The following is a 12,596-nucleotide window of genomic DNA, read 5'->3' as shown; positions in this document are numbered from 1 at the left end:
ATAAAAATATTAAAATCACCATTCATTATTCATTTTTGTGATTTATCTTTCTGATAATAAGAAGATTCATGGTATGGGTCCCAAAGAAAATTAAGGAAATGGATAGTCTTTCACTGATTGCCGGTTATGGACCTTTAAAATGGGAAACATTCATTCGATAAAGGATTGAAATATTGTTTGTTATCCTATCGAATGAATGTTATAAATGATTTTTCTGCTTAAACTTTTATTTTTTCTCTTTGACGATCAGTAACCAGCCTTTTTTGCTGCTGACCGGAATACTTTCATTGATACCGAACGTATGTTCTTGCTGGAAGTCTGCTATTTCAGGAGCATATAGTATGGCTTTTGACGGATCGATACCCAATGTTATCCAGTTGTAATCCAGCTTGATGGTCTGATCTTTCGTATCAAAATTACCAATAGCCAATAATGTTTCCTGAGGTTTTACATATACCGTGACTTTAACGTCCGGATGGTTAGAGCGTACCGGGCAATCATTGTCCCAATAGCCGAGCATATTTGCTTCGGTGATACCGAAGGATTTCCATAAAGCCCATACCGGTGCCGGTGAGAACTGACCGTATGAATGACGGGCTGTTGTGCCGTAAACCATACCGAGATACCGGTTGCCTCCATCTTGTAACATTTCGCTCATTTGTCCGAAAGGAATACCGGAGAAAGTTACGAACCATTCGTCGGGGCGCATCTGGTTGTATTTGAAGCTCTCGCCAAACCAAAGACGATCCACATACGGGAAGAAGTCTGTGTACTGGTTGGCTGGTCCGATTGAATAACCGGTATTTGAGTGGAGGTCTATCAATGCATTAGGACGATATTGTGCCATGATCTTTTTCATTCGTTTCATTACAGTACGGTCGAAGGACACATCATCCATATAGATTCCGTCTATCTGATAGTTTTCGAACATCCAGCGCAATCCTTCCAGATAATAATTTATCCAGCGGGAGAAACCATTTAATACGAGGGCAGCATCCGAGTGTTGTCCGGGCAGTTCCGTATACCAGGCAGCCTTGTAGTCGTCGATCAGATGTTCGCAATGCCAGGGGAGGCCGTAACCGACTCCTGCAACGAATATTTCGTGGTTCAGGCTTTTTAATGCATATATTTCGGTAGCATAATTAGTCAGTTCCCGGATCGTGTAGTAAAGTTTCACTTTCCGATTTGCTTTATGCTGCTCATTAATATATTCTATAAGGGAGTCGCGGACAATGAACGGATAGTTAATTACCGGGTTCAGGTTCTGCGAGTGGTGGATGTTGGCAACGTTGGCTCCTTCGGTGGCAGCCTGTGCGAAACCGTTCGGGTTGGCATGATAATACCTTTCGGAGAAATGTTTGGACGGGTTGGCGGGCTTGACCGGAGTGACCAGTAATGCGAACTCAAAGTCTTTTGGAACCGAGCCGAGCGTATCTTTTCCAGTCTGTGCGATGACTGTTGTTCCGTTGACGAGAATATGCCCGTTCCCGTTGTTTGACCATACCGGGGTAGGTGCCGGTTTATAGTCGTTGATCAGCGGACCGTGGTAAGTGCCGCCTCGGAATTCTACATGTAGTCCGGACTTTGGACCTCCCATCCAATAACTATCCCACGGACCTTTCCAGTCCCATGTATAATGTTCCGGGCGTTTTCCGCCACTATAACCGGTTCCCATGAAATATTCCGAAGAAACGGAGGCATAATCGGTTATCAGTTTGATGTTATTTACGATCATTTCGTGTGCGGCAGAGACTTTCAGGTGGTAACGGATGTATCCGTCGTATTCCATATAAGCCTTACAATCGAAGCTGATATCGTTCTGAGTGGAGGATGCAGTCCATGAAACCAAGCCATCTACTTCTTTTTTTATGCGGATGTTTTCACTGTTAAAGGTAACGGGACCTTGTGATGTCTCGACGATGAAACTGAATGGTTTTCTTATGATCGGTCGGTTATTTATTTCGATTGCTTCCGGCAGTCCGTTCCCGTCTATTGTCAGATATTTATCAGTAGCGGTGATTCGGTTGTCGGTTACCTGCATTGCAGTGTAAGGTGTTACCGGCAGATTGTCGGTTCCGATCGTGGAGTTCAGCCATCTGAGGCGTGAATGACGCCAGAGTTCTCCATCTCCTTTGTCAGTCAGGAAATCATTAGTTACTTGAAGGTTTATCCGGATTGTCTGGGGGGCTGCATTATCGGAGGTCAGGGTTACTGTACCCTGATAATTCCCCGGACTGGCATTTTCCGGTATTTGTAGTCCGCACCATAGTGCTTGTATATGACCGGCGGGAATATTTACCGTGAATCGGATCGGATTACCGTCCCAGTTGATGCCTTCCTGGTTGAAACAGGTTGCTTCCGATGCCCGGATGATATGGCTGCCGGAAGCGAAATCACTGAAGGAAAGCCGGATATTGTTCAGCTCTTTTTGTGCTGCCCAAACACCAATTTGCCAGGTATAGTATTCGTTTTTGGTTGCCATACCGGAGAATTCGGAAGAAGAACCTTTTTCTATCCATCGTACCGGAAGCCTTTTGGACAGGCGGATCGGAAATGCTCTGTCTTCCGGAAAGATAAGGAAGCCGTCCTGAGCTTGTTTTGCTAAGACTTGTTCCTCTTCGCTGGTAGCGATGAGTCCCATCGGGGTGAAAAAATCGAATTCCGAACGGCTTTCGAATTGTTTGACTTTAACCTGCGGGAGGGTTGATTGGTTTTTATTGACATTTGCTTTCCAGTCGGTATCGGCAATCTCTTCCGGTGACAAATAATCGTTCCAGGGTTTACCATAACGGGCATCGTCAGATCCTTTCCTGAATTTATAAGGCAGATAATAGATATAGTATTCGCCTGCTTCCCGAGGTTGAAAAGCTATTTTCCCTGTTTCCGGAGTGAGTTCCAGTACGGTAACGTTCCGGATGTTTTCTCCTGTCCGGGCATTGGTGACAATAATCCGTTTGGTTTCCGGCCGCATATCCGGTCGCCGCCAGGGGAGGGTTGCAATGACAGCGTCGGCTTGTATGTCACTGACCAAAACGACGGCGCGATGGTTTCCGGATCCATCCACGTCCCAGGGTGTTTGTGTGATGACAAAAGGAATACCGTCTGGCGAAAATTCCTGGTACTGGCTTTTCCCATCCGGGAAGGATGCCCGATTCGAGCATCCTCCCAGTGTGGTGATCAATGTGATCAATAAAAGAGTTTTTTTCATAGGATTTATTATTAAGTGCATAGATCTACCAGAGATGATAGGTATTAATATCTTTCAGAAAATCGATGTTGAAGAGTTCTTTCTTTGCTACTTTTACATCTGATTTCTTCATATGTTCGATCAGTATATCCCGGGTGGTGTACGCTTTATCTATTTTGTTGTCTTTGATGACGACATTCCGGCAACCATCCAGCAGGAAAGCGGATTGTTGCCAAGCGTAGGGCTTGTAAGTATATGTCTTTATGATTTCATTGCCGGTGAATGAAAGATTTCTTACGGAACGAGCACGTACGAGCGGTGCGTCGAAGACCTTAAAGACATTATCCCGGATGTAAATGTTCTTATGATACGGTTCGGCTTGGGCATCTTGCGGTTTATGGGAAGGTGTGATGGTAATAACCGCTTCCCCCCATTCGCCACGGCTTCCGTGAGCATTTCCGGAAGTGAGGCAGTCTTCGAATACATTGTTTCGTATCTGCATATTGTTGTTTGCTCCCGATTCGTACCAATAATCCATGTCACCTTCAATAAGAATAGCTGTTCCTGCACTGCGGAAGTAGTTGTTCTCTATAATGACTTCTTTCGGTGTCGTTACGAGAATCCCTCTTGCCCGGTGTCGTTTTAGTATTTTGCAGTTCCTTAACTCCAGACCTGCTGCCCAGGTTTTATTCTCCGTGAAGTCACCAACCTGGATACCTTTTGGAATAGGTTGGGTAAACGAAATCTGAAAGCCGGTGACTTTACCGTCTTCTTTGATCGGGGTGATGGATTCTACGATACGGACTTCTTCCCGTTGGGCTGTTTCGTGTTTAATAAACCACATCTCATCGTTCGGGGTGGTATATCGTCCGTCTGTTTTTACTTCGATTGTCTTTTCATCTGGAATGTTCATGATAATGACACTACGGCCATGCACGTTGATAAAGTCGTCTCCCTGCCCGGTATGTGCACAATTCTCCACTTTAATAACTCCCTTACAGTTGACGAAGTGTGAAGCGTCAGCAATAATGCTGAATACACGACCTTTGGCATCGTTTACCATCATGGAGGCATTATCCATTGTAATATTTTCCGTCCGTTCTCCCAATACGCCGTGGCTCAGACAATGATAAATCTGAAGGTCTTTCAAGACAATGTCCCGGCTGTTCCGAATATGGAATCCGACGATGGCGTAACGGGCATGAAACAGGGAAACGAAGGTACCACTTTCGGGTTTCATAGGTGTTTTCCCGTGAAAGCGTACGATTCCTCCCCCCAGTTCTTCGGCTTCCTGTTCGAATATATTACCAAGCGGGCTATCCCAACTATTGTAGACGATCTCTTTGTTTGTTTTGTCGTATAGATTATTGTATACGTTCAGAACCGGAAGCTTCCAGCCTTCGCCGAGGAAAAGAATTTTTTTGTTTTCGATCACATAAGGATAGCTTTTTCGGTCTATTTTTACATCTAGATATGTATCTGTCGACTTAGTAATTTCCGCTTGGGATATCAGTGGCCTGTCCCAGTCGACCGAGAAGTTTTTGAATAGGATATTGGAACAGGAGTCGACATGGGCTATTTCCATCCAGCCGTGGAATATGAACTCTGAACCATTCCCGTCTATTGTCAGGTCATTCATCTTTTGCAGGTCGAATCCGATACTGTCAGTCTTGTCTGCATAGCGGGTAGGCCAGAAATCATAGCGTCCTTCGGGAAAGCTGATGACTATGTCTGATTTATCTTTACAGTATTCCAACGCCTGTTTTACGGCAGGCATTACATCGGTCTGTGAGTTTGGTATCGCACCGAAACGAGTGATTGGTATTACTTCCTGTGCTGATGCCGGGATGGTGGCCAAACTGATCAGGAGGAACCATAAGAATTTGAGTTTCATGATCGTAAGTTTAATGAATTTAGCAAAGAAGTTGCCTTAAAGGTAGTTATGTTTCTACAGAATAAGGCAACTTCCGGTGTGATATTAGAATTTTATCAGAAAGAAACCGATATTGTCCAGGTCTGTTTGGTAGTACGGTTTCCGGCTATGAGCGTGTAGCTTACCGGACTGGAAAAATCTGTGTAGGTTCCCATGATCGGCTCGATCACAACACCTTCTGAAACGGCGGCGCGAGGAACGAGCCTGTTTAGGCTTGTTCCCGGAGTTGCCTTGACGGTGATGGTACCGGTTTCGCTGTCTATTTTACTTTCTATGACTACGTTTTCCCCTTTTTCATTCAATAAACTGAAAGCGGTGATATCAGTCTTGTTACTGTCGCTGGAAGGATATGCATACAAATCTGTTTTGTCGCATGATGTGCCCACGACAATAAGGAATAGCATGATTATATACTTGAAGATTTTCATAATTCTAAGATTTAAATTACCAACCTGTATTCTGTGTCATATTCTTGTTATTCCGTAATTCGACTGCGGGGATCGGCCACAGGTAATATTGCGGATAAGTAAGATATTTTGTCTGCATCAGGATCGATTCCTGTCCGAATGTTTCACGGCGATATCCGTAAAATTCAGCACCATACGGCATTGTCCGCTCATATTCATGCCAGCGTTTGTAATCCCATACCAGTACATGTTCGGCCATCAGCTCGATTTTCCGCTCATGCTTGATGATCTCCAGCATCTCGTTTTTATCGGAGCAGGCGATGGCAGGCATGTCGACTCTTTCTCTGACCATATTGACATATTTGACGGCTTCAGCCGTTTTGCCGGTTTCATTCAGTGCTTCGGCATATAGCAGGAGCATGTCGGAATAGCGTACGAGCGGGTAGTTGTTGTCGCTGTTTCCGTAATAGTAAACCGGGTTGAAATTTGTCGGGTCTACCAGCTTTTTAAAGAAATAACAGTCGTTTTCCCAGTCGGGAGCAAAGCTACGGTTGGCAGCTGCCCAATATTCACCGGGCTTTTGTAAAACCCCGTTATCGTCTTTATAGATATTGGCATTGAAGAAAGTCGCATTGAGGCGCGGATCTCTGTCCTTAAATTCCTGTTGAGGGTCATAGTCCGGACATTTACCTTCCAGCGGACTTCTCTGCATTTTGGTATTCCTGTATTCGTTCATCTCCTTGAAACTGATACCATGTGCCTGGAAGCCATGTTTACATTCATACATATCGATGTAATTCTGTTGTGCCTGCTGACCTTTCCAGCCAGGTCCGGCAAATGAGGTACTGATATTGTTGGGATGTTTGTCTTTCATGAACTGGTAAGAGAAAATGACTTCCTTGTTATCCGTTCCTTCATTGGCTGCCCAAAATATCTGGGTAAAGTTCTCTACCGGGTCCGCATCTTTCTTGAAAAGTTCGTATTTACCGCTTTTAACAATTTCCTTTAAAGCATCGGCGGCAACCTGATAATAGTCTTGCTTTCCATAAAATCCGGCGTAATGCATGGCGGCTCTGGCTTTATAGGCGTAGGCAACATATTTATCAATACGTCCGTGGGCTCCGTCCGACTGTTCTTCCGGTAATTCGCTGATAGCCTTGTCCAGTTCATTGATGATAAACTCCATGATCTGGTCGGTTGCATCCCGTGCCGGCCATTCGTCGGCAGAAAGTGTTTGGGTGATCAGCGGGACATCGCCGAAACCTTGTACGAGACGAAGATACAGGAATGCACGTATGACGCGTGCCTGACCACAATAATCGTTGTATGTCTTCTCTGCCAGCTGGTCTTTTACTTTTTCTACATTCTCAAAGAAGAAGTTGCAGTTACGGATGAATTTGTATTTCTTTTTCCAAAAATCGGCCACCCAACCATTGTCAGCTGTCAGTGTTCCGGTATTGAATGCATTAAAGCCGAACTCCCAGGGAGCTTTCAAGTACATCAGATCCGTACATAAATCCATGTAGGGAGCACCTCCGGGTTTAAATTCCCCGCTTCCGTCAAGCTCATAAAAGCATTCGTATAAACCATTTACGGCATATTCGGCATCACTTCCTTTTTGCCAGTAAGATGATTCAGACAAAGTAGTAAGAGGCCCTTTGTTCAGAAAATCGTCGCAGGAAGCCAGCAATATAACGAAGAAGAATAAAAATAATCTTTTCATGACTTGTACCAATTAGAAATTAACATTAAGTCCTATCGAATAAACTCTCAGAGTCGGATAGATATCCGGTTTCATATCTCCTTCCGGATCGTATCCGTCTAGAAAATCGGGAGCAATGGTAAACAGGTTGGTACCTGATACATACAGGCGCAATGTCTTTACCCGTATTTTAGAGGTGAAAGATTGCGGGAAGTTATATCCGATCTGTAAGTTTTTCAACTTTATATAAGATGCACTCTTTACCCAAAAGCTTGACATCGGATCGGTGTTGTGGCTGTATTCTTTCCGTAAACGAGGGTACAGGGCATCTGCATTCCGATTCTCTTCCGTCCAGCGATCCAGCTGGTTGGCATCAGGCGACCAGAAATTGTGGAAAGAGGTTCGGGTATTGCCGGATATCTGTTTATCCACATTAAAGGCTCCCTGGAAGAATACTTGCAGGTCGAATCCTTTATAGCCGAGTCCAAGATTCAAACCGAAACTGTTCTTTGTATTCCAGTTGCCTAGTTTTACGTTATCCAGGTAATCCAGTCGACCGTCTCCGTTCTGATCTTTATACATCAGGTCTCCAAGGGCTATCTGCGGAGCTACGTTTTCCAGTTTTTTGTATTCGTCCAGTGTTTTTTCGTCGTTGATGATACCGAGACACTCGTATCCGTAATAGTTACCGAGTTCCTCGCCTGGACGATATTCCGTACTGAATGCGGTTGCACGGTCTTTCAGGTCGATCACCCAGCTGTTCCAGCCTGTCAGTGAGAAGCGGGCGCTGTAGGTGAGGTCTTTCGTGAAATTACCGTTTGTTCCGACTGATAAATCAAATCCGTGACTGCCTATCTTGCCGGCGTTGACCGTTAGGTTAGCATCCGGTGCACCGATCGTTGTGGAAATAGGGACTGTTAGTAATACATCGTCTGTATTTTTCTTCCATAAGTCGATTTCAAACGTATATTTACCGTTTAGGAAGCTACCGTCCAAGCCTAGATTGTAGGAAGTGGTCGTTTCCCAGGTCAAATCTTTGTTGGCAAATTTTGCTGGTCGGGTTCCAAATACCAGTTTATCGTCGAAATTGTAATAAGCTCCGGATTCAACGCCAGGGAACCATAGGTACAGTCCTACTTTCTCTGCGTTACCTAACTGTCCCCATGAAAGACGGACTTTCAGATTGTCGATAAAGTCGTATTTACTCAGGAAACTTTCCTTACTGATATTCCATCCTAGAGAGAAAGAAGGGAATAATCCCCATTGTTTGCCTGGTGCGAAACGGGAAGAACCGTCGTAACGCAGGTTCGCTTCGAACAGATATTTGTTCATAAAAGTATAATTGGCACGACCGAAGAAAGAGACGAACGACCATTGGTCGGCTTCACCTTCATTGGTTTGGGTAGAAGCGTCGCCGGCATTCAGTTCCCATAGAGAATCATTGATAAAATTCTTTCTATAGCCTTTTATAAAGTCGCTGCGCAAGTTCTCCTGTGAGTAACCTCCCAGTATTTTGAAGAAATGGTCATGAATCGTCTTTTCATACGTTGCTGTTAATTGCAGATCGTATTTCATTTCTTTATCCCAGTTCTCCTGTAAAGAGGCTGGTCCTGACTGGGCTATCTCCTGTTTTAACGGGTCCCAAGAGGTCCAGCTACGGCTGTAGCTCTGGCTGTCCGACCATGAATAGCGGTAACTTCCCATCGCTTTGAGCGTCAGACCGCTTATGGGCTGGTATTGCAGGCTGGCCATTGTGTTCAATGTGTTCCAGTAGGTTTCTACCGGACCATATTCATTGATACTTTTTACCGGGTTACCGGTATCCCAAAGGTAACGTCCGTCTGCAAAGATCATGCTTCCCCAATTTCCGTCGGAATATTTTTCCTGTGCTGTGCTGGATGCAGCCAATACATTTGAAAATGTTCCCGACAGACCTCCGTTATCTTTATGGGTACGGATATAGTTCGACATGAACTGGAATTGTATTTTCTTGGTAATGTCGCTGGTGATGTTGGCACGCAGGTTCATACGGTCGTAATTGTCTATTTTACGGACCATCCCTTTTTGATCGACATATTCGCCGGAGACATAATAACGACCTAGTTTTCCGTTACCACTAACACTTAGATGGTTGGTAAAGATCGGGGCAACTTTCAGTAAAGTACGGTCTTTCCAGTTTGTATTCCCGTGGAAGTCGTCTGTCTGTCCATTCTTGAACATTTCCAGGTCTGTGTCACTATAGACATTACTTTTACCGTCATTCCGGTGTACTTCATTGACCAGGGTGGCGTATTCGTAAGCACTCAGTGTCTTTGGAAATTGTGCCAGTGTTTGGAGACCGACGTAACTGTCGAACTGGATCATCGGCTTGTCATCATCGATACGTCCTTGTTTGGTGGTTACCAGAATAACACCGTTGGCAGCTCTGGCTCCATAGATGGCAGAAGCAGCTGCATCCTTCAACACGGAGATTGACTCGATATCGAAAGTCGACAGATGCGACAGGGTTCCTGATGGGCTGCCGTCTATAAGAATTAGAGGTTCGGTTCCTCCATCGATTGTTCCCAATCCGCGGATCAACAGAGAGGCTGCCTTATCCGGTTCACCGGAACTTTCATTGATGGTCAAACCCGCAACTCGTCCTTGTAGTGCTGAATAGATACTTGGGCGCGGAATATTTTGCAATTCCTTGGTATTGACATTGGTCACAGCGGCAGTCATACTGGATTTTCGTTGGGTTCCATAACCTACAACGATAACTTCATCAAGCTTACCCATGCTTTCCTGCAGTTGAATAGAGACTGATGTTTGGTTGCCGATGGGGACTTCCTGCGATGTATATCCGATATAGGAGATTAGAAGTGTTGCGTTAGCTGGTAGGGAAAGAGAGAATTTACCGTCCAGGTCTGTTATTGTCCCGTTAGTAGTACCTTTTTCTACGACATTTGCTCCGATAATCGGATCACCGTTCGGATCGCTGACGGTTCCTGTTATTTTCTTTTGGGATTGCTGCAGAATTGAGGGTTGCGTTCCTTTACTCTGTTTCGACAAGATGATGTAGTTGTTTTCAAATTCATATTTTACATCTGTATTTTTAAAAACATTACTTAAAAGCTCTGTGACTTTATTGGTCCCGGCTTTTATATTTGCGACTCTCTCTGTTTCGATTTCCCGGTTGCTGTATACAACCAGGTACTCAGTCTGTTCTTCTATCGCTTTCAGAAATTGTCCGACGGTGATATTCCCTGATGCAATCTTTATTGTAACATTTTGTGCATTAGAGTTTATGGACATAAGCTGAAATGTACAGACAAATAATAGAAATAAGGAAATTTTCATGATTTTAGACCATTTGTTATGGTTTATTCTAAATAACAATAGTGCTAACAAAGGATTTCTTTTCATATCTTTGCTCTGTTAAGTGAATACTAAAATTAAAACTCGTGTTTGCTTTTCGTAACCGGCGGGTGCTGCTACACTTGCCGGTTTTTCATTTGTCATTTCTTCATAGGCATTCTTTTTAATTGTTTATACTATTTACTTGTCACCTGGAAATTATAATTGTATTCTTTTCCGGTTCTTTCTTTATTTTGAATTTATGTATTTTTTGGATGATTCGTAGAATCTCATCGACTCCGTCCAGCTGACGGAATTTACCGGTATATTCCCTGGCTTCCAAAGAAGTGTCGCTGACTATGATGTTTATGTCGTAATACAGTTCCAATCTTTTTGCTATGTCTCCGAAAGGTTCGTTTTCAAAATTGTATATTCCATCTTTCCAGAGAAAGTCTGACGGGTTCTTTATTTTTTGAACCCGCATGACACCATTTTGGTAATAGACCTGTTCATTTGGATTTAATCTGATATTTTGTGTTTCTTTTTCCGGTTCATAAACAAGAATGGAGCCTTCTATTAAACTAGCACACACATAATTTGTTTTCGGATAACAGTAGACATTGAATTTAGTCCCTACAGCCTTGATGTCTATCCCTTTTGTAGATACTATGAATGGCTTGTCCCTATCTTTGGCGATATCAAAGAATGCTTCTCCTATAAGAGTGACTCTTCTTTCTTTCCCTTTGAATTCAGCCGGGTACAGAAGGGTTGATCCGGCATTTAACCAGACATCTGTCCCGTCATTCAATGTGACACAAGCCCTTTGTCCTGAAGGTACATATAATTTATTGGGATTGACGGAGGATAGCGATTCATTGTAGTAGTAGGAACCGAACCAGCTTCCAGTAAGCATACATATAATTACGGCGGCGTAGCTGGCATACCGTAAAATTGTTTTTCGTATTATATGTTTTTTCTTATAATGTCGGAATTTCTTGTAGAAGCTGATGCCTGCTTTTTCGTCATCTTTTTGGGGTGTGATACTGAACAATGCGTGTAAGTTCTGCAGTTGGATAAAATCTTTTTTTAGTGATTCATTCTCTTTTACCGCACGCAAAAGCTCTAACCGTTCATACGAAGTCAGTTCTCCCTGGAAATATTTCTTTATTTGTTCGTTCATTTTCTGCTGATATATAAGAAAACGGGCGAGCTAAATATTTCCGCTAAAAGAAAATTTGATTTTTTGTTATTTCCTGATTACAACTTTATAAACTGCAAAGAAAAAGTAGTAAGGGAAAGTAGTCTTTCAACTCTTCCCGTAACTTTTTATAAGCGATGCCGATTTGAGTTTCAACAGTGTTGACAGAAATGTTTAATTCCAGGGCAACCTCTTTCTGCTTTTTCCCTTCAATCTTGCTTTTGATAAAGATTTCCCGACATCTTTCCGGCAGTGAAAGAATGGCATTATTCAGAATGGTTTCGATATCTTTTTCATTAAACATATTATGGTCAAATATTTCCAATGAGTCGAACTTCATCTGCATGGTCAGCCGATATTCTTCTTTGAGCTGGTCTGAAGTTTCTCTTACGACTATTTTATGGCGCAGATAATCGATACACTTGTTTTTTATTGCAGTGAAAAGAAATGCCAGAATATTTATGTGATAGGAAAGGACCTCTCTGTGTTCCCAAGCCTCCATAAAAACATCATGGACAATGTTTTCCGCATCTTCTTCCGATTGAATATATTCCAGGGCAAATCGTTTCATTTTTGGGGAATAGGTGATGTATAGCTGCTCAAAGTTCAATTGATTTTCCATTTTTATCGTATTATCTGCTTTTCCGTATGCAAATTTAAATAAAAATGCTGGAACAACCGAGAGAGATGGGAGAAATGACGCTAAAAGACTTTGTACCAATGTCGTTACGGTGTCAGATGAGGTCAAACCGAAAAAGCGGAAAATGCAAGGAAAAGCAGAATATAGCAGGAGAACGGTTTGCAAATCATTACCCAAGAAGATGTAAGATTTA

The 12,596-nt window shown here is 43.3% G+C and carries 7 protein-coding genes; all 7 read right to left on the bottom strand.

Going from position 1 to position 12,596, the window contains the following annotated elements; genetic code table 11:
- Positions 1–226: 226 nt before the first annotated feature.
- A complete protein-coding gene (locus P3L47_RS02815; protein WP_277782606.1) occupies positions 227–3,208 on the bottom strand; it encodes a glycoside hydrolase domain-containing protein in 2,982 nt (993 codons plus the stop codon).
- 25 nt (positions 3,209–3,233) lie between these two features.
- On the bottom strand, positions 3,234–5,081 hold the full coding sequence (locus P3L47_RS02810) for a right-handed parallel beta-helix repeat-containing protein (protein ID WP_277782605.1): 1,848 nt from the start codon (positions 5,079–5,081) through the stop codon (positions 3,234–3,236).
- A 95-nt stretch (positions 5,082–5,176) separates the two neighbouring features.
- Positions 5,177–5,548, bottom strand: coding sequence for a DUF5018-related domain-containing protein (locus tag P3L47_RS02805; protein WP_147383023.1), 372 nt, complete (start codon positions 5,546–5,548; stop codon positions 5,177–5,179).
- Positions 5,549–5,564: 16 nt separating this feature from the next.
- A complete protein-coding gene (locus tag P3L47_RS02800; protein ID WP_122363722.1) occupies positions 5,565–7,250 on the bottom strand; it encodes a RagB/SusD family nutrient uptake outer membrane protein in 1,686 nt (561 codons plus the stop codon).
- Between the two features lie 12 nt (positions 7,251–7,262).
- Complete coding sequence (locus P3L47_RS02795) at positions 7,263–10,523, bottom strand: TonB-dependent receptor (protein WP_277782604.1); 3,261 nt, start codon at positions 10,521–10,523, stop codon at positions 7,263–7,265.
- A 250-nt stretch (positions 10,524–10,773) separates the two neighbouring features.
- Positions 10,774–11,745: a FecR family protein gene (locus P3L47_RS02790; protein ID WP_122363724.1), complete on the bottom strand. Its 972-nt coding sequence runs from the start codon at positions 11,743–11,745 to the stop codon at positions 10,774–10,776.
- A gap of 85 nt (positions 11,746–11,830) precedes the next feature.
- A complete protein-coding gene (locus tag P3L47_RS02785; protein WP_122363725.1) occupies positions 11,831–12,385 on the bottom strand; it encodes an RNA polymerase sigma-70 factor in 555 nt (184 codons plus the stop codon).
- Positions 12,386–12,596 lie beyond the last annotated feature (211 nt).

This window comes from Parabacteroides chongii (assembly GCF_029581355.1).
GTDB classification, from domain to species: domain Bacteria; phylum Bacteroidota; class Bacteroidia; order Bacteroidales; family Tannerellaceae; genus Parabacteroides; species Parabacteroides chongii.
The sequence above is the reverse complement of the archived record's forward strand: the minus strand, read 5'-3'. Positions and strand labels throughout refer to the sequence as shown.

Coding starts and splice junctions, on each gene's coding strand:
- P3L47_RS02800 (WP_122363722.1), bottom strand. CDS start 7,250: ATGAAAAGATTATTTTTATTCTTCTTCGTTATATTGCTGGCTTCCTGC.
- P3L47_RS02790 (WP_122363724.1), bottom strand. CDS start 11,745: ATGAACGAACAAATAAAGAAATATTTCCAGGGAGAACTGACTTCGTAT.
- P3L47_RS02785 (WP_122363725.1), bottom strand. CDS start 12,385: ATGGAAAATCAATTGAACTTTGAGCAGCTATACATCACCTATTCCCCA.
- P3L47_RS02795 (WP_277782604.1), bottom strand. CDS start 10,523: ATGTCCATAAACTCTAATGCACAAAATGTTACAATAAAGATTGCATCA.
- P3L47_RS02815 (WP_277782606.1), bottom strand. CDS start 3,208: ATGAAAAAAACTCTTTTATTGATCACATTGATCACCACACTGGGAGGA.
- P3L47_RS02805 (WP_147383023.1), bottom strand. CDS start 5,548: ATGAAAATCTTCAAGTATATAATCATGCTATTCCTTATTGTCGTGGGC.
- P3L47_RS02810 (WP_277782605.1), bottom strand. CDS start 5,081: ATGAAACTCAAATTCTTATGGTTCCTCCTGATCAGTTTGGCCACCATC.